The sequence below is a fragment of the Kosmotoga sp. DU53 genome, from assembly GCF_001639905.1.
Lineage (GTDB): Bacteria > Thermotogota > Thermotogae > Petrotogales > Kosmotogaceae > Kosmotoga > Kosmotoga olearia.
In genome coordinates, this window is the sequence record NZ_JGCK01000064.1 from 1 (window position 1) to 17967 (window position 17967).

Annotated in this window: 19 protein-coding genes and 3 pseudogenes; 7 read left to right on the forward strand and 15 right to left on the reverse strand. The window is 42.3% G+C overall.

From position 1 onward, the window contains the following. Positions 1 to 7: 7 nt before the first annotated feature. The 11 genes and pseudogenes from DU53_RS12180 to DU53_RS08865 form a co-directional block, all read right to left on the reverse strand. A complete protein-coding gene (locus DU53_RS12180; RefSeq protein ID WP_153020848.1) occupies positions 8 to 229 on the reverse strand; it encodes a hypothetical protein in 222 nt (73 codons plus the stop codon). Then, on the reverse strand, positions 222 to 380 hold the full coding sequence (locus DU53_RS12330; protein WP_161484781.1) for a hypothetical protein: 159 nt from the start codon (positions 378 to 380) through the stop codon (positions 222 to 224). The genes DU53_RS12180 and DU53_RS12330 overlap by 8 nt, the downstream gene beginning before the upstream one ends. Positions 381 to 390: 10 nt before the next feature. Then, complete coding sequence (locus DU53_RS08825; protein ID WP_015869021.1) at positions 391 to 939, reverse strand: HDIG domain-containing metalloprotein; 549 nt, start codon at positions 937 to 939, stop codon at positions 391 to 393. 22 nt (positions 940 to 961) lie between these two features. Next, positions 962 to 1600 (reverse strand): annotated as a pseudogene (gene radC, locus DU53_RS08830) (DNA repair protein RadC); the annotation flags it as partial. Between the two features lie 17 nt (positions 1601 to 1617). Next, a complete protein-coding gene (locus DU53_RS08835; RefSeq protein WP_041288724.1) occupies positions 1618 to 2193 on the reverse strand; it encodes a nucleoside triphosphate pyrophosphatase in 576 nt (191 codons plus the stop codon). Continuing rightward, the gene (locus DU53_RS08840) at positions 2190 to 2690 is read right to left on the reverse strand and encodes a Gx transporter family protein (RefSeq protein ID WP_015869023.1); all 501 of its coding nucleotides are present in this window, start codon (positions 2688 to 2690) and stop codon (positions 2190 to 2192) included. Before DU53_RS08840 ends, DU53_RS08835 begins: the two co-directional genes overlap by 4 nt. Next, a complete protein-coding gene (locus tag DU53_RS08845) occupies positions 2687 to 3058 on the reverse strand; it encodes a NusG domain II-containing protein (protein WP_015869024.1) in 372 nt (123 codons plus the stop codon). Before DU53_RS08845 ends, DU53_RS08840 begins: the two co-directional genes overlap by 4 nt. Beyond that, positions 3055 to 4095, reverse strand: a complete 1041-nt coding sequence (locus DU53_RS08850; RefSeq protein WP_015869025.1) for an FAD:protein FMN transferase — start codon at positions 4093 to 4095, stop codon at positions 3055 to 3057. Before DU53_RS08850 ends, DU53_RS08845 begins: the two co-directional genes overlap by 4 nt. Next, a pseudogene (amrS, locus tag DU53_RS08855) lies at positions 4065 to 5056 on the reverse strand (AmmeMemoRadiSam system radical SAM enzyme). The gene DU53_RS08850 and the pseudogene amrS overlap by 31 nt, the downstream one beginning before the upstream one ends. Before the next feature lie 20 nt (positions 5057 to 5076). Beyond that, positions 5077 to 5598: an AmmeMemoRadiSam system protein A gene (amrA, locus tag DU53_RS08860; protein ID WP_015869027.1), complete on the reverse strand. Its 522-nt coding sequence runs from the start codon at positions 5596 to 5598 to the stop codon at positions 5077 to 5079. A 4-nt stretch (positions 5599 to 5602) separates the two neighbouring features. Further along, complete coding sequence (locus DU53_RS08865) at positions 5603 to 6625, reverse strand: 6-phosphofructokinase (protein ID WP_015869028.1); 1023 nt, start codon at positions 6623 to 6625, stop codon at positions 5603 to 5605. 101 nt (positions 6626 to 6726) lie between these two features. Between DU53_RS08865 and rnr the strand changes: the two are divergent. The 3 genes and pseudogenes from rnr to DU53_RS08880 all read left to right on the forward strand — a co-directional run bounded on the left by rnr (position 6727) and on the right by DU53_RS08880 (position 10891). Continuing rightward, positions 6727 to 8926, forward strand: a pseudogene (gene rnr / locus DU53_RS08870) (ribonuclease R). Positions 8927 to 9068: 142 nt separating this feature from the next. Next, on the forward strand, positions 9069 to 10136 hold the full coding sequence (locus DU53_RS08875) for a tetratricopeptide repeat protein (protein WP_015869030.1): 1068 nt from the start codon (positions 9069 to 9071) through the stop codon (positions 10134 to 10136). Beyond that, positions 10136 to 10891 carry an A24 family peptidase gene (locus tag DU53_RS08880; RefSeq protein ID WP_015869031.1) on the forward strand — a complete coding sequence of 252 codons (756 nt, stop codon included), beginning with the start codon at positions 10136 to 10138 and terminating at the stop codon, positions 10889 to 10891. The genes DU53_RS08875 and DU53_RS08880 overlap by 1 nt, the downstream gene beginning before the upstream one ends. 17 nt (positions 10892 to 10908) lie before the next feature. Here the strand turns inward: DU53_RS08880 and DU53_RS08885 are convergent, their stop codons facing one another. Next, positions 10909 to 12654, reverse strand: coding sequence for a helix-turn-helix transcriptional regulator (locus DU53_RS08885; RefSeq protein ID WP_148208026.1), 1746 nt, complete (start codon positions 12652 to 12654; stop codon positions 10909 to 10911). Between the two features lie 104 nt (positions 12655 to 12758). On the opposite strand from DU53_RS08885, the gene DU53_RS08890 reads away from it, so the two are divergent. The 4 genes from DU53_RS08890 to DU53_RS12545 all read left to right on the forward strand — a co-directional run bounded on the left by DU53_RS08890 (position 12759) and on the right by DU53_RS12545 (position 15198). Next, a complete protein-coding gene (locus DU53_RS08890; protein ID WP_015869033.1) occupies positions 12759 to 12983 on the forward strand; it encodes a hypothetical protein in 225 nt (74 codons plus the stop codon). Next, a complete protein-coding gene (locus tag DU53_RS13225) occupies positions 12973 to 13107 on the forward strand; it encodes a hypothetical protein (RefSeq protein ID WP_255358904.1) in 135 nt (44 codons plus the stop codon). The genes DU53_RS08890 and DU53_RS13225 overlap by 11 nt, the downstream gene beginning before the upstream one ends. Positions 13108 to 13171: 64 nt before the next feature. Then, the gene (locus DU53_RS08895) at positions 13172 to 14032 is read left to right on the forward strand and encodes a transporter substrate-binding domain-containing protein (RefSeq protein ID WP_041288725.1); all 861 of its coding nucleotides are present in this window, start codon (positions 13172 to 13174) and stop codon (positions 14030 to 14032) included. Then, positions 14029 to 15198 carry an HD-GYP domain-containing protein gene (locus DU53_RS12545; protein ID WP_201030046.1) on the forward strand — a complete coding sequence of 390 codons (1170 nt, stop codon included), beginning with the start codon at positions 14029 to 14031 and terminating at the stop codon, positions 15196 to 15198. Before DU53_RS08895 ends, DU53_RS12545 begins: the two co-directional genes overlap by 4 nt. Before the next feature lie 54 nt (positions 15199 to 15252). On the opposite strand, the gene eno is transcribed toward DU53_RS12545, so the two are convergent. The 3 genes from eno to tsf are packed head-to-tail and all read right to left on the reverse strand — an operon-like array spanning position 15253 to position 17913. Next, a complete protein-coding gene (eno, locus tag DU53_RS08905; protein WP_015869035.1) occupies positions 15253 to 16539 on the reverse strand; it encodes a phosphopyruvate hydratase in 1287 nt (428 codons plus the stop codon). Positions 16540 to 16556: 17 nt separating this feature from the next. Beyond that, entirely contained in the window at positions 16557 to 17258 is a 702-nt protein-coding gene (pyrH, locus tag DU53_RS08910; RefSeq protein WP_063728449.1) for a UMP kinase, read from the reverse strand. A 52-nt stretch (positions 17259 to 17310) separates the two neighbouring features. Next, positions 17311 to 17913 (reverse strand): translation elongation factor Ts, encoded by a 603-nt coding sequence (gene tsf / locus DU53_RS08915; protein WP_015869037.1) that lies wholly within the window; start codon positions 17911 to 17913, stop codon positions 17311 to 17313. Between the last annotated feature and the right edge of the window lie 54 nt (positions 17914 to 17967).

The following is a 17967-nucleotide window of genomic DNA, read 5'->3' on the forward strand; positions in this document are numbered from 1 at the left end:
CCGATATTTATAACCATGTCAAATTCAATCGGCACCAGTGATTCAGGCTCCACTCCGTTTCATAGACCTTTACATCGGTCGGAACAGCGCCAAGAGGGAATCCGATGACAACAGCACGCGCCACATCAGTGCCTTCAAGAAGCTTGGTGACTAACGGAAGATGACAACTGTTGACACAAACACTGAAGAAGTTGTTCTCTCTGGCTTCCATACAAAGGGTTTTAATCATTTCGGGGGTAGGCATCAGGTTTCAACAGGGTATGATCGATATAACGAGCCAAATTAAGCTCTCCAGAGAGCTTGCGATTGATCGGTTCATAGCTTTGGTTCACCCTTTCTATGACCTCTTTAATTGTTTTTTCAAGCATGAATTTATCCATTTTTTTCACCTCACAAACCCAATTCTTTTGAAATTCCCTGCATCGCTTTGAGCGATATTTCTAAAAATTCATCGAGAGATAGTCCAAGATCTTTACAGCTTCGCATCTGTTCCCTGCTTGCACCCTTTGCAAAGGATTTTTCCTTGAACCTGTTTTTTAAGAACTGAACGTCTAAGTCGGAAAGCGTGCTTCCTCGACGAATAAGAACGGCTGCAACGATAAATCCCGTTACGGGGTCAGCAGCATAGATTGATTTTTCCAATAAGGTTTTCCTTTCTTTTTTACCACAGTGGGCAAGTATCGCATCTTTTACTTCCTGAGGAACATCGTAGGCTTCGAGCATTTCAACGGTTTTTAACCCATGCTTTTCTGGATTGTTTTTTGTTTCTTCATAGTCCAGATCATGAAGAAGCCCTGCGAGTCCCCAGAGTTCTTCATCTTTACCGAAATGTTTAGCCAATGCTTTCATCACCGCTTCCGTAGCCAGCATATGCTTGATAAGATTCACGTGTTTGATCTCTTTCTTTACAAGCTCCATCGCGAATTCTCTGGAAATCATCTCGCACCTCCGAGACATTTGTTTCTTTTTTTGAGGCGAAACTGTAATACCTTCCCTTTCCTATTATAACGTGATCTAAAAGCTTAATGCCAAGTGTTTCTCCAGCTTCTTTTAATCTTTTTGTGATGGCTTCATCTTCTTTGCTTGGGTTTGGGTCACCCGATGGATGATTGTGAACGAGAATGATTGCAGCGGCTGATTTTGATATAGCCGGCTTGAATACTTCCCTTGGATGCAGGAGGGAGCTGTCGAGGGTGCCGATAGTTATGGTGTTCATTCCTGAAAACATGAGTTTATTGTTTAAAGATATAACCCTTACCATTTCCTGGGTGAGTGTGGTCATGTCGTGGCATAGGTAATACACACTCTCTGGATCCGCTATCTTTGTTTTTGAGGTTTCGGTAAGTTCTTTGAAAACCCTATGGCCGATTTCGAGAGCGGCTTTTAAGGTTACGGCCTTTGCCTCTCCTATTCCCTTAAATTTTGCAAGTTCTTCATAACTCGCGCTCAGCAATCCGGAGAGTGAGCCGTACTTTTTCAACAATTCGGAACTTAATGCCATAACATCCATGCCTTTTGTTCCGGTTCTCAAAAGAATGGCAATCAACTCGGTCTCGCTCAAGTTGGGCGCACCAACAGCGAGTAAACGTTCTCGAGGCATATGATTATTTGACGATTTCAATCGTAGTACCCCCTATTCCTCAGGATCTCCCATATGCGGCCAATGGGTAACCCCATCACATTGTAGAAATCACCTCTTATTTCTTTGACGAACAACGCACCGTAGTCCTGTATACCGTAAGCGCCTGCCTTGTCCAGGGGGATTCCGGTGGCGACGTAGTAATCTATGGCGTCATCAGGGAGATCCCTGAACGTTACAAAGGTTTTTTCAACAAAAGTTATTTCTTCATTATCAGGAAAAAGCAATGCTACCCCAGTGTACACAATGTGGGTTTTGCCTGAAAGCCTTTTCAAGAAAGCTTTCGCCTCGGTTCTGTTAATTGGCTTTCCGAGTATCTCGTTGTCGAGGACCACTACAGTGTCCGCTCCAATTGTAACAGAGTCGGGGTAGATGTCAGAAATGCTTTTGCACTTCTTTACAGCTAGCCTCATCAGTTCGTTTTCCAGGTCACAGGCGTCGATGGTTTCATCAACATCTTTGGGGCTGACGCAGACAAAATGCACCCCAAGATATTTCATCAATTCTCTCCGACGTGGTGATGTGGATGCGAGAACTACTTTCTTTGACTTCATAACAAATCACCGATCCTTTTCAATACTGTATACGCCAATATAGCGTTTGCTATTGCTGAAATAGTTCCGATGATAACAAAATACGGATAAAGGTACATAATGGCAATGCTTTTAACAATGAACCATGCGGCAATCGCCAGCTGAACGGAATTGTTTATAATAGCTCCTGTCATGCTGATCCCAATCAGTCCGAACTTGCCTGACTTACCCATCAGCCACATGAAAAAAGTTCCTATTTCGATTCCCAGGAACCCCATGAAGAATCCCGGGGTTGCCAGTTTTCCCATCAAAGTGTTACCGATGACACTTTTTAAGGCAGCCAGAAACAGGAGCTCTTTCAACGTTCCACCGGGTATGGCGAGCAGGATTATCACGTTTGAGAACCCCCAACGGCCGCCCGGGATTGGCAATAAAAAAGGTATAAAGCTTTCAACAACGTATATAGCGGATCCCAGGGCTATTAAAAGTGAGAAAGAAGCAATTTTTCTTGCATTCATCTTGTTATCGCATCCATTTCTGTGTCGCCCTTTTTACCGTTAGAAGGAATAATGATGGTAATTTTGTTTGGGAGACAGACGATGGGAATATCAGGATGCGAAATCCAGCCGCTTTTAACGCACAGTTTCTCGGGACAATCTGATTCAATCACTCGCACCGATCCTTCACTAACTTCTACGACCATGTGGTCAAGGACATTGTAGGTTGCCTCTTTTGTGAGATCTAAAGTCCTGTAAAGCATTCCATCGTGGTAAATCTCAGCAATATTTTGAGCCAGGCCAGGAGATTTTCCTGAAAAAGCGAATATGGTAACCACGAGAAAAATTATCACCAGCAAATCTAAAGGCCTAAATAGCCTGTATTTCATTTTTTCTGATACACCTCAAATCCCGGTGATTTGTACGTACTCAGATCTTCCATAACAAGCATGACAAGAGCGCCATATCTGGGGAAAAAGGTTATCCCGGGTGAGGTTCCTATAACAAAAGCCGCCGTGGCAAAGGCATCAGCTTCCAGAGCGCTTTTGCTTATTACCGTTGCGCTTATCACACCGGATCTAGCGGGTCTTCCCGTGGTAGGATTGAAGATATGATGATATCTGATTCCGTCTTCAATGAAATATCGTTCGTAATCGCCCGATGTGGCAATTGCTCCATCATACATATAAACATACTCAATCACGTCGTCAGCCCTATCGCTTCTGGGATTCCTGATTCCAATTACCCACGGCCTTTTTCCGTATTTTGGTCCGATTATGCCTATATCACCGCCGGCATCGATGAACCCGGTGGCGGTTTCATCCATAGACTTAATTCTGGCAATAGCAAGATCAACTGCGTACCCTTTTGCTATACCCGAAAGGTCGAGTTCCGCTCCGTTGAGGATCCATACCTTGCTTGAGGATACATCGACAACGATGTTTTTGTATCCTACACGCTCGAGAGTTTTCTCGATTTCTTTTTCGGAAGGGACTCGCTTTTTGCTTGACGAACTATCGAATCCCCAGAGTTTGGTTATCGGGTAAATCGTGGGATCAAAAGCTCCACCGGTTTTTTCGGCTATATTGATTACTGCGCTGAGTAAAAAGGCAGTCTCTTCATCCACTTCCATTCCATTCTCACCGGCTTCCGCCATACTCTTCACTATTCCTCTATCTGATCCAAACTTTTTATCGATTCGGGTTATTTCTCTGAAAGCTGCATCGGCAAGAATCACGGGGGAAATCTTCTCCGATGCCACCTTTATGGTGACATAAGTGCCCAGTAGATATTCAGTTCTCGTGTAGTATTCCTCAGGTCGGTTCTTCAGGTAAACAAAAATAAGGGTCGCAATAGCAGCGACCATGAGTATTGAATAAAGGATCGTTCTTCCTATCAAAGAATCACGGGAATCTCTTTTCCGCAATTGGAGCACCTACTTTCCTCGGTAAGGTTTGCTATTTCAACGTCGAAGCCTCTGCGTTTTATCAGAGATGTACCGCAATCAGGACAATAAGTAGTGTTGAGATCTTCTGATGGAACGTTCCCTATATAAACGTAGTAAGATGCTCTTTAGCCACGTTGTGGAGTTCGTTCAATGTTTTAACATCAGTGGGTGGAATTGTGTATTTGTAGTTGGGGAAATATCTGGTTATATGCAACGGGATGTCTCTGGAGAGCGAAGCCAACCATTTTGCTTCTTCACGCATTTCGTCCAGGCTGTCGTTTTTTCCCGGGATAATAAGGGTGGTAATCTCCACATGAACACCGGCAGATAACACAAATTCTATGGTGTCAAGTACATGTTTTTTCGAAGCCCCCAGTTCTTTTGCATAGAATTCGTCATTCCAGCCTTTAAGGTCAATATTCATAGCACTTATAGACTGGACGAGTAATTTCAGAGGTTCCTGCTCGATGTAGCCGTTGGTTATAAGAACGCTATAAATTCCCTCTTTTGCTGCTGCTCGCGAGGTATCCAGAACGAATTCAAAGGACACAGTGGGTTCATTGTAGGTAAAAGCTAAACCAGGAGTTCCCTCGGATCTGGCTATTTCTATCAATTGGTGTGGAATCACCCTTTGAACGATTCTGGGGCGTCCCTTCGATATTTCCCAGTTCTGGCAGAAATCGCAACTTAGATTGCAACCCCATGATCCGACGGAAAATATCATCGTCCCTGGATAAAAATGGTACAGGGGCTTCTTTTCTATGGGATCAGTTCCGATCGATGTAAGTTCACCGTAGTTCAGAGAATAAAGCATACCTTTGACATTCTTTCGTGCTTTGCAGATCCCGGTTTCTCCGGGTCTTATAATACATCTATTGGGGCATAGATGACACTGTAAAACATCCCCTTCCAGCTCATCGAAATAAATAGCCGGTTTCATGAGATCACCTCTTGTTCAGGTTAATAGTAGCGAGTAGCTGAAAACCTGAAGATTTTATAAGGTTCGTTGGGTGAAATTCCAGCTTTCAACAGGGCAATCCTTAATTGTTCCTGAACAGTGACAATTCCCGGTAAATCTGGCAATAATACGCCTCGCCGCCATCCAGCTTCAACAATGACACCGTATTTTTTGGGGTCAAGATCTTCGGGTTTGCACTCCTCGGGTTCGCTGAGTATATCAACGGATATCACCAGATTGTTCAGCTCTTCAGGCTGAACTGGTGGGAACCGCGGGTCTTTTGTAGCGGCGGCAATGGCATTATCTCTTATCTCTTCGGCGAGGTTTCGCTTTGTTGGTAAAATCGTACCTATACAGCCTCGCAAATCCCCATTTGCTTTGTGAAGGGTGACAAAACAAGCTGCTCGCCTTTGGGTGAGTTCTTCAGGCAAATTCCCAGAAATGCCTGGATATTCATTCCTGAGTATGTAAGATTCGATTACATGCCAGGCCCATTCAACATATATCGATCTCGCGGTACTCACCCCTTCATCCAAAGAATATCTGCGCGAGTTTGTAGTATTCGAAGGGAACGAATTTTTTGGTGGCTATCCCATATTCCAGAGGAATTGAAACGATTGCATTTCCACGCAGAGCTACCATTCTACCAAAATCCTTTTCGAGAACGAGTTTCATTGCATGAACACCGTAACGGGTTCCAAGTATCCTGTCAAAAGCCGTGGGTGTTCCGCCCCTTAACAGATGTCCAAGAACAACAGAGCGGGTATCATATCCGGTTTTCTCCTTTATTATTTCAGCAAGGTAATGGGCGATTCCTCCAAGACGTATATGGCCAAAGGCATCGACTTCATTCTTATCACCGATGACATTTTCAAGGTCAGTGGGTTTAAATCCTTCCGCAACCGCTATGATCATGTAGCTCTTTTTATCCATCCTTTCATTCACGTACCTGACGATCTCTTCAAGAGTCATCGGGTATTCGGGGATTAGTATCAAATGAGCACCAGCTGCAAGTCCTGCTTCTAATGTTATCCAGCCTGCTTCTCTGCCCATGAGCTCAACGAAGAGAACTCTCCCGTGGGATTTTGCTGTTGAATGAAGTCTGTCTATGGCATCAGCACCAACGTTCACCGCTGTATGATAGCCAAATGTGTAATCGGTGTTGGAAACGTCGTTATCTATGGTTTTTGGAACACCTATAACCTTGTAACCCAGAGAGGATAACTTTGCTGCGACAGACAGAGTATCGTCTCCACCAATAGCGATGAGGGCATCAAGCCCGAGTTTCTCTATGTTTTCAAGCATTTTATTCTTGTTTTCCTCGCTTTTAAAAGGGTTTGTTCTTGAGGTACCGAGTATCGTTCCACCTATGATGTGAATCCCTTCGACGTCATCGTCAGTAAGTTTTGTGACCTCGCCAGTAATCAGCCCTTTCCAACCGTGCATTATCCCGATAATTTCTATGTCTTTGGGAGCTGATTTAACGATTCCACGAATAACCGCGTTTAGCCCCGGACAGTCTCCACCACCTGTAAGAATTCCGACCTTCATTTTCATTACCTCCTGCGCTCTAGAAGTGAGATTCAAAAAGAACATTTCGTGTATAATTATACCATGAACATCTATCTCTCTCCGAGAGGAGGAACGCTTGTATGAAGATCAGTAAAAAGAAAATTTTAGAGTTGTTAACTTCCGGGAAATACGTGCCGTCGACCTTTAAAGCTATCGCTAAGATTCTTGAGGTTAAAGATAAAGATGATAAAAAGAATCTAAGAAAGCTTTTGAAGGAATTAATAGAGGAAGGAAGGATAATCAGGGATTCTCGTGGAAGGTATGTGATTCCTGGCGAAAATATGGTGATTGGAGATATACAGTTTACCAGAAGAAGATTCGGGGCTTTTGTTTCCAGAGACGATGGGGAAGAGGTATACATTGCCTCAGACGATACGGGGTTCGCCCTCGATGGTGATCGTGTGCTGGTGGAAATAACAGGAACGTATAGAGATCTTCCGAAGGGTTGTGTTGTAAAGGTTTTGAAAAGAGGTCGAACCAGGATAGTCGGAACCTTTGTAACCAGAGGATTGTTCGCTTTCGTGATACCTGATGATCCGAGGATAAAATACGATTTCTATGTTCCACCGGAAGGGTTCAACGGTGCCAAACCGGATGAGAAGGTGCTTTTGAAGATAACCCGGTACCCTTCGCCCGGGAGAAATCCGGAAGGTGTTGTCGACAAGGTACTGGGTAACGCCATGGATCCAGCCGTTGATCTACCAACGGTTATTTTCAAGCACAATCTCCCTGAACCCGGATATTTTCCGGAAGAGGTTTTAAAAGAGGCGGTTAAGGTAGCGAAGCCTCCTACCAAAAAGGAGATAATCGAAAAGGAAGGACTACAGAAAAGATAGAATTTTTACGATTGATGGTGAGGATGCAAAGGATTATGATGACGCGATAAGCATAAAAAAATTGAAGAACGGGAATTATCTTCTCGGGGTGCACATCGCAGATGTTTCTCATTATGTTAGGGAAGGAAGTGCGCTTGATAGAGAAGCTTACGAAAGGGGTACCTCGGTTTATCTTCTTGATACGGTTATTCCCATGTTGCCTTTTGAGCTCTCGAATGGCATTTGTTCTCTGGTAGAAGGTGAGGACAGGCTTACCCTTTCTCTGGAGATGGAGATCGATCCCGGAGGGAAAGTGGTAGATTTCAAAGTTCATGAAGGGGTTATACGCTCCGTAAGACGACTTACATACACCGAAGTAAACAGATTTCTTAATGGAGATAATGATCCGGATCTCCTGAAACATCTCGAACCCGTAAAAAAAGAATTGCTTGTGGCGAGAGAGCTGGCGAGGATATTGAGGGATTGGCGTAAGAAACGCGGTTCGGTGATGGACATATCTTCGCGAGAGGTGAAAATACTGTTTGATGAAAAAGGGCGCGTCGTGGATATTCTTCCTCAGGAACGTGGAGAATCCGAAATAATGATTGAAGAGTTTATGATTAAAGCAAATGAAACCATCGCCGAGATCTTCAACACTCAGGATATTCCCTTTGTTTACAGGATTCACGAGAAACCCGATCCGGAGTCTATTATTCAACTAAAACATTATCTTGAGGCTATTGGAATGAAGCTGAGAATACCCAAGAATATTCATCCAAAAGTACTTCAAGAAATCCTTGAAAAAACGAAAGATCATCCTCTTCACAGTTCGATTGAGCGAATACTCGTTCGCTCTATGAAACGTGCGGTTTATTCCGAGAGAAATATAGGACATTTTGGCCTTGCGTCCCAGGCTTATACACACTTTACATCGCCGATAAGGCGTTACCCTGATCTGATAGTTCACAGGTTGCTAAAAAAAATAATTGAAAAGGGACATTTCAGCCCCGAGGAAATAGACCGTTATGAGAAAGAACTGCCAAGAATTGCTCAGCACTGTTCAAAGAGGGAACGGATCGCCAACGAAGCCGAATGGGATCTCCTCGACATGAAGAAAGTTGAATACATTAGCTATCATATCGGTGAAATCTTTGATTCTGTGATAACAGGAGTAACGAAGTTCGGTTTGTTTGTGGAAATACCTGAAAAAATGCTTTCCGGTCTAGTGCATGTTTCAACCCTTGATGATTACTATGAGTACAACGAAACACAGAATATTCTCGTGGGAAAGCACAAAAAACGGGTTTTCAGGATAGGAGATGGAGTGAAAGTAAGAGCGGTTCACGCTGATAAAACAACCATGGAGGTTGATTTCGTTATTGTTGAAAAGGAAAACAATAAAAATAACAAAAGGAATAATTCTAAAAACAAAGCAAAGAAAAGGAAGAAAAAACGGCGTTCTTAGTTCGGAGTAAAAAAACTGATTTTTTGCAGAGTATTACGTCCTAATTCGGTTAAATCAATTGTTGACCTTGTCTTTTTAATCATTGAGATACGTTTTCTGTATGGTATAGTTTATTTGAGGAAATGAATGGAGGCGATGTGATATGGAAGTAATCAGAATTACCCATAAAGGAAAGAGTTTTGACATAGATGAATTGACTCCTTTCGCAATAGCGATATTGGATCTCGTTTACGATGGTGATCTAAAGGTTGCAAAGGAAGATTTGAAAGGGACAACCCTTGAGGCTCGTTTGAAGGTTATAGAGGAATTGAGTGAGGAATTTCCCGTTCTTGAGCCCACGGTTTATGCTCCCATCGAATATCAGGAATTCAAGCTGTATCTAGAAGAGGCGAAACTGGATCTTTCAACTTTTAAGAACGGGACCTTTAGTGGATTTCGCGACAAGGTAATGGCACTTGCGGATAAAAGCGAATATGGCGAGGCACAGGCTTTTCTGCAAATGCTATACGATGCAGGACTCGATCAGGCAGCTATGGCTGAGATGAAAGGAACGCTTTACATCGAAGAAGGAAAGATTGATGAGGGAATAAAATGGCTAGAAGAAGCAATAGAGAAGAATCCCGCCCTTGTTTCTGCCTATTCTGCCCTTGGCCAGGCTTACTTCAATATGGGGAAGTATGAAGAAGCAGCTCAATACTGGGAGAAGGAGCTGATTCTTGTTCCTGGCAGAGTGGTTACCTATTTTATGCTTGCGGACGCATATTCGCTTTCAGGCCAGAATGATAAGGCAATAAATGTTTTAAAGACGCTTATTAGCAACGATCCAAACAATCTGCTGGCAAGGTATCAATTGATAGAACTTTACAGAGAAATCGGCGAGGAAGAAGAGGCGAAGAAACTCAAAATGGAGATATTGAATGCGATACCTACCCATACAAATGATATAGAGATTTGGGCCCGGGTGCAGTTTGAGCACGGTAATTATGATAGAGTAAAAGAGATTATTGAAAAGTTTGTTGAGACGTCTCCTGACATGCAGCATCTCAAACTCCTGCTGGTTATTCCCTATGCGAAAACCGGAGACACACAAAAGGCTTGCAGATTGTTGAAAGAATTCAAAAACAACGAGATGTGGTACTATTACGGTAAGAAGGAGCTTTTTGATGAATTCCTGACAAACGATGAGAGAAAGGCTTGTGGAATCCTTTGATGGCTGTAGTTTCCTTCATCTTTGGTCTGGTTTTTGGAAGCTTTTTTAATGTGGTAATTTATCGATTGCCGAGGAAAGAATACACCATAAATAGACCTGCACGGAGTTTTTGTCCTTCGTGCGGCCATGAGCTGGTGTGGAAGGACAATATACCATTATTGAGTTATATTGTTCTTAGAGGAAGGTGCAGGTATTGCGGAACCAGAATACCGATAAGATATCCAGTAGTAGAAGCTATTACAGCGGTTTCTTTTACAATCAACGCGCTTATATTTCCTGTTCCGCAGGCGCTGGCCCTTGATCTGGTTGCGGCGGGATTGATTATTTCGAGCTTTATCGATCTGGAACATTACTTGATACCCGATACGGGAATAATCCTTATCGGGATTGGTGCGGTTCTCTTTTCCTATTATCAGGGGAGATTTCCAGAAATTTTGATTCATGCTGCCCTTGTGACTGGGGCAATGGTCGCGTTTTTCTTGATTGCCAACGCCGTGAAGAAAGATTCCTTTGGTTTTGGTGATGTTGAACTTATAGGTGCACTTTCCCTGGCAAGTGGTTTACTTGGGTCCTTATATACGGTTCTTTTTTCTTCGATAGCTGCTCTTCTGACGTATCTGGTGATTATTGGGGTGAAAGGTGAAAAATTTGAAGGAACGAAGCAGATTCCTTTTGGCCCGTTTATAGCTATCGGTGGGTATACCGCTATTCTTCTTCTTGATGAACTCAGGCTTCTTTATGGATTGGTGGGGTAGAATTCCCCGATTTTTCTTTAAGTGTCGATTTTAGTGGTTAGATTTTCAAGGAAGTTTTCTACTACCTTTCTCCGGGATCTTTTGTCAAAGCAATACATTGCGATAACCATTGACTGGGCCTTGAGACCGAGCCTTTTTGCCAATTCAGAATAGCTCTGATTTTCCAGTCTTATACCCCACTTCCGGTTGTATCTGATATAATTCCTGATAAATTCATCTACGAGTTCTCTTGTGGTTTCGTCTGTGGAAAAATAACTGTTGAGGAATTTTTTTGTCTTTTTTGGTGGAAAATGATTAATGAATAACATCGCCAAGGCTTTTCTTGCTTTCTCGTAATCTGAAAGGGTATTGCAAGCGTAAAGGAAGTACGACCAGATGAATTTTGAGTCCAACTCCTTTTCCAGATTTTCTGGATCATCCAGTAGTGTAAACAATCTATCTATGGAACCTTTTCTTGTTAAATTCCGAAATAAATCTCTTCTTCCAGCAAAGCAACTGTAAGCGGTAAACACTTCTTTTTTTCTTTCTAATGGGTTTAAGTTATAGAGTTTTGAAAGATAGATTCTGCTTTGTTCGTCTATTCTTATTTTCACCCATTCGCTAACTATCGGCCCGGGAGCTGACATGGGATCAACATGAAGATTCAGCCCGGCAATAATCTTTCTAAGAGTTTCTCCTTTTATTGTTCTCGTTTTTCCGTGAATTATCCTTGAAATATTTTTCCGATCGATCCCGGTCAATCTGGAAACTTTTGAGATATTTCTAATGTATTTATCCAGATATTCCCTTAATTCATGTGATACTTCGTATTTTGAATTACCGGTGGAAGAGAACAGAGAATAAATCTTTCGGGCCTTTTCAATTACCAGTTTCGATCTTTCTTTTTCCCATTCCGGCAGTCGTGTTATAAGACCAACAATTGTTCGGGACAGCGGAACAAGACATCTTTTTCTTGTTTTGCTAAGCAGAGTAAAAAGGGTGTGTAGGACGTAAAAATTCCACGGTCTATCCGTAAAGTATCCAGCAAGATAGGCGGCTTTTTCTGCAACTTTAAGTCCAAGTACAGGGTGTTCTTCCCTGGAATACCATGCAATGGCATTAAGAGCGAGAATCATTCCAGCGGGATGTTTGGATTTCTCAGCCATTTTGAAACTCTCAATAAATTTCTTGATACCTTCGCGAGTTTTTCCTTTCTTCACAAGTTCTCTTCCCACATTGAGCAGAGTAAAACTCAAAGCATTTTCTTCCATATTGTTGAGCTTTAATTTTCCAAGACAACTAGTATAAGGTCCTTCAACTTTTGAACAGTATAAAAGCAAAGCATTTATCGTCAGCGTGTAACGTATCTCAGGGGTGATTTTATGGAGGTTTTTCCGTAACGATATATAGATCGGTCTTCCTTCCTTGTATCTTCCTGATTTTAGAAGAAGGGACAATTTTCGAGTCAGTAAGGCGTATCGCAAGGAAGGAACCAAACATTTTTTTAATGCTTTGTTGATCATCGCCAATGCTTCTTCGTATTTTCTCTCTCCTTCAAGTTTCAAGGCAACAAAAAAACTTCTCCATACCCTGTCCTCATCGTTGGACGGGGTGGAAAGTTCCTTTTCAACCACGTAGGTGAAAAATGGCCTGCCGAATCCGCCAAAGGAAAAAAGAATTTTTGTAACCGTCAAAAATCTTCGATTCATGAATTTTGCTCCTGAACTAAATCTTGACAACAGTGAGGTGTTATCTATCACATTATAATATTTTCCTATTTTCAAAGAAAAGTATATCAATGTCTCTCGCTAAAAACGAACAATACAGAAACCCTGAATCTTGAATATCAGAATAACCATTGTACCCTCTGTTTGAGGAGGGGATGGTTATGGTGAAGAAAGGGTTGATTTCGGAACTCGTAATAGTTTTGGTAGTGTTTCTCTGGTTTCTAATGGGTTCAACAACCGGTGTGAATATTTCTGTCAGTGATTACGACCCGCCTGATGGAGAGGTTGTGGATGGAGTTATTTTCACAACGCCGTGTATCGTGGATTACGATCCACCCGATGGGGAAGTTGTGGATGGAGTTTCAGAATTCAGGTTTGAATTGTGAAGGGAGAGATTTCATGGCACCAAAAGCAAAGGATAGTAGTAACAGTACGTCACTTGTTAAAGAACTTGAAGAAGAAACGGAATCAATTGTTGAAGAGGTTTACGATGAACAAGTAGTGTTTTAGTTGAAGTAAAGCGCCCAAAAAGTGCCTGTTTTTTTGGTAGATTACATATACAGGATGTGATTGCATGAATTTTTTTAGCCTGCTGTTGTTCTCAAGCTTTTTCAGTTTAGTTGCTTTGGGAGCAGTAACTGAGAGAGTTTTGGTGGTTGGTGTTGAGAATCCACCGTATTCTTTTTATGATAAATCAGGAGAACCCCAAGGAATTAGCGTAGATATGTGGAAGCTTTGGTCTGAAAAAATGGGGATAGAAGTTGAATACATAATTATGGATGATGAGCAAGCAGAACGTATGGTGAAATTAGGGACAGCTGATATCACAGATGGTCTTCTTCGTTCTGAGGAAAATGAAAAGTACTTCGACTTTTCACAACCCTATTTGAAGGAAACGGTTAACATCTACTATCATAAAATGTTATCAGGGATAGGTTCTCCAAGGGATCTTTCTGGTTTTACAGTAGCTGTTGTTAGAAGTGAGCCTTTTTCAAATGATTTGCCCAAAGAAAACATAAATATCCAATATTATGATTCCTGCGAAGAGGTAATAAAAGCCGTTGTGGAAGGAAAGGTGAAGATATTCATAATGAACGATATTTCAGCAAGTTATTATTTGATAAAGTACGGTATAGAAGATGAATTCAAGAAGACCTCACCTTCCTTTTTGCAAAATTTGTATGCTGCCGTAAAAAAGGGAAAAAAAGAGCTACTCGAAACGGTTAATAAAGGCTTGAAGCAGATAACACTTGGTGAGAGAAGGGAAATAATAGAAAAGTGGAACGGTGTAGTACCATTCAATAGAGAATTGAAAAAGTATTACTGGTTAGCGGGAATTTTGGCACTTGTCTTTTTTCATATGGTAGTCTTGAAAATGATATACAGTTATTTTGAAAAAAACTCTTTAGAATTCAGAATGCTCTGGAGAAGATGAAAACAGAATTGAAGTTGAAAAACAGAGATATAGATTTTTTGTACGACCATTCCACGGAGATGACAACCAGATTATCGCACGTACTCTCGCTGTCATCACGATTAACCGATGCGGCTTTGAAGAATGACGAAGTTTTTTTGAAAGAGTTGCTGGAAATGGCAATGAAGCTTATTCCAACTGCGGATTACGGTAGCATATCTGTAATTGAAGACGGTAAATGGAAGTACGTTCATGCAATAGGACACGATATTGAGAAACTCAAAGCCATCGATTTAAAAGAGGAATACTTCGTTGATTTATCAGATGGACCAACCATAATCAACGATCTGCTTCATAGAAATTATTCTAAAATGCCTGCAAAAATTGCAAGAGCGATTGAAGAAGCGACGAGAGCTTTTGAGGAAAGCATGGTCGTTAGGTTGACCGTAAATGGTAAACTCATTGGCGGATTCTCTCTGGAAATTGCAAAAGGAAGCAAAAAAAGGTTTACCGAGGAAGATCTACAAATCTTTACCGCTCTTGCTGAACTCGCTAAAGCTTTCCAGACCATAAGACAATATATTATCATGCAGGGGAAATTCCAGAAAGAACTCGTTTTTTCGGTTGTAAGAATACTCGATTTGCACGATGCCAGTACGAGGGGGCATTCTGAAAGGGTAGCAGAACTTGCAGCGCTAACCGCGGAGATACTTGGGTTACCCAGCAAAGATATAAAAGATGCTTATTGGGCTGGATTAGTTCATGACATAGGAAAGCTTTTGATACCGAAAGAAATTTTGGACAAACCCGCAAAACTTACGGACGAAGAATTGGCGCTGGTCAAAAAACATCCCTTCTGGGGTTATAAAGTACTTGTCTCCTCTGAAAGGATGGAGAAATTGGCAAAATATGTTCTGTATCACCACGAACGATGGGATGGGACAGGGTATCCTCAGGGGTTGAAAGGCGAAGAGATACCGCTGATATCGCGAATATTGGCTGTGGCAGATGCTTATGATGCAATGAGAAGCGACAGAGCTTACAGAAAAGGGTTGACAAGGGAAGAAGCTATAAGAGAACTGCAAAAGAATGCCGGGAAACAATTCGACCCGAAATTGGTGAAAACGTTCGTAGCCATTCTTCTGGAAATTTTGAGTGAATATTCTGAAACAGGTAAGGTACAATAAAACATACCACGGGAACAATTCCCGTGGCATGTTTTTACCCTTGATAAATCGAATTTACTTTATGTTGTAGAAAGAATCCAGACCCAGGAACTTGGCGTCTTCTCCCAGCTCTTCCTCGATTCTAAGAAGCTCGTTGTACTTGGCAATTCTTTCGCTTCTTGAGGCTGAACCTGTCTTTATCATGCCGGTATTTGCCGCTACTGCAAGATGAGCGATGAACGTGTCTTCTGTTTCACCGGATCTGTGGGAAATAACACAAGTCATTCCGTGTTTCTGAGCGTACTCTATGGTATCCAGAGTCTCGGTAACTGAACCGATCTGGTTGAGCTTTATCAGGATAGAGTTGGAAGAGTTATTTTCCACACCCTTCTTAAGTCTTTTCAAGTTGGTAACGTACAGGTCGTCTCCAACGATCTGGACTTTTTTGCCGACTCTTTCGTTGAACTTTGTGAAGGCTTCCCAGTCTTCCTCGAAGAATGGGTCTTCAATGCTGATTATCGGATATCTGGAAACGAGGTCTTCATAGTAGTTTATAAGATCTTCCGAAGTCATTTCCTTGCCATCGATGTAGTATATGTTTTTCTCTTCATCGTAGAATGAACTTGCTGCACAATCAAGAGCAACAAAAATCTCTTCTCCCGCTTTGTAGCCAGCGTTCTCAATAGCTTTTATAATGTACTGAATGGCTTCTTCATTGTTGGAGAAATTCGGAGCGAAACCACCTTCGTCACCAACGGCAGTGACGTGTCCGTCAGCTTTCAGCAATTTTTTCAGGTGTTGGAATGTCTCCACACCTGCTCTCAGAGCGTCTTTGAAGGTTTTGAAGCCTGCCGGGACAATCATGAATTCCTGGATATCGAGATTATTGTCTGCGTGTTTACCACCATTAATGATGTTCATGAAAGGGACCGGAAGCTGTTTGGCGTTGACTCCGCCAAGGTATTGATACAATGGAAGGCCGAGGCTTTCTGCTGCTGCTCTAGCTACCGCCATGGATACGCCAAGGATCGCGTTGGCACCGAGTTTTTCCTTTGATTCCGTACCATCGAGTTCCAGGAGAATCCTGTCGATCTCTGTTTGGGCGAAAGCGTTCATTCCAATGATTTCAGGTGCGATAACCTCGTTCACGTTGTCTACAGCTTTCAAAACACCTTTACCGAGAAATCTCTTTTTATCTCCATCTCTCAATTCGAGAGCCTCAAACTTTCCAGTAGAGGCTCCTGATGGAACGATTGCCCTTCCATAGGCTCCATCGTCCAGCCAGACTTCAACTTCTACTGTTGGTGTTCCGCGTGAATCGAGAACCTCTCTTGCGATTACATCAACTATCTGGGCGTACATATTAACACCTCCTGTATTCAGTCGGGAATTACCAGAGTACCAACTTTCTCGCCAATTATAGCACGCAGCAGATTTCCGCTGGTAAAGAAATCGATAACGATGATAGGTATTTTATGTTTTTTGCAAATGGAAAAAGCTTCTATATCCATTATCTTTAAATCCCGTTCAATTGCTTCGGTGAAAGTGATTCTGTCGATTTTTTTCGTGTCAGGATGTTTCTTTGGATCGAGTTCGTATACACCGTCAACCTTGGTGGCTTTTATTATGATGTCAGTATGAAGTTCAATTGCTCTGATAGCGGCTGCGGTATCGGTGGTGAAGTAGGGAATTGTCGTTCCTCCACCGAGAATAACGATGTTTCCTTCCCTCAGAAGTTGTTCTACTCTGCTGTATTTGTAAGGCTCGAAAGATGGGAACGAGACAATCGATGAAATTGCCACCGCTTTCAATCCCTTTGAAGAGAGATAATCCTTCAAATAGAGTGTGTTAATCAGGGTTCCCAACATCCCGATCTCGTCGGATACGGTGGGAGAAATATGTGTTAGCTCTTTGCCTCGGAAGAGGTTGCCTGCACCTATGACGATTGCAATCTCGATTCCACGTTCCTTTACGCCGCGAAGTTCGTTAACGAGATATTGTAACCTTTCTTCGCTGAATCCTTTATTGCCCTCGCCACTAAGGGCTTCACCACTGAGTTTTAACAATACTCTCCTGTACATAGCACCCTCCAAAAAAAGAGGTGAGCAATGCCCACCTCTTTATCTTTCATTATTAATCGCTTTCCCCAACTTCCCATCTAACAAATCTGCTAACCTTTATATTTTCACCAGTTTTGGCGATGGTTTCAACAATCAGGTCTTTGATTGTTTTACCTTTTTCAAACACGTATTCCTGCTCCATGAGACAATTTTCCTGGTAGAAGGATTCGAGCTTGTTTTCAATAATTTTGTCGATTATGTGTTCGGGTTTTCCGGAATTCTTCATTTGTTCACGATAGATTTCCTTTTCCTTTTCAATGACATCGGCTGGTACATCTTCTCTTGAAATCCAACGTGGAGCCATTGATGCGATCTGCAGAGAGATCTTGTGGGCGAGTTCCTTGAACTCATTGGTTCTCGCAACGAAGTCGGTATTACAGTTGAGCTCGAGCATGACACCGATTCTACTGTTGTGGTGGATGTAAGAGTAGATTATTCCTTCACCGGTAGCTCTTCCTGCTACTTTGTCAGCTTTCATAGCACCTTTCTTTCTCAGGTATTCCTTTGCTTTCTCGAAATCACCGTCATTTTCCATAAGAGCCTTCTTGCAGTCAAGCATACCGGCTCCGGTCATGGCTCTCAGCTTTTTTACCATGTCAGCGGTAATTTTTGCCATTCTGTGTCTCCTCCTTTCTAACATCTCCTTATGGATTATATCTTAACTTGAGAA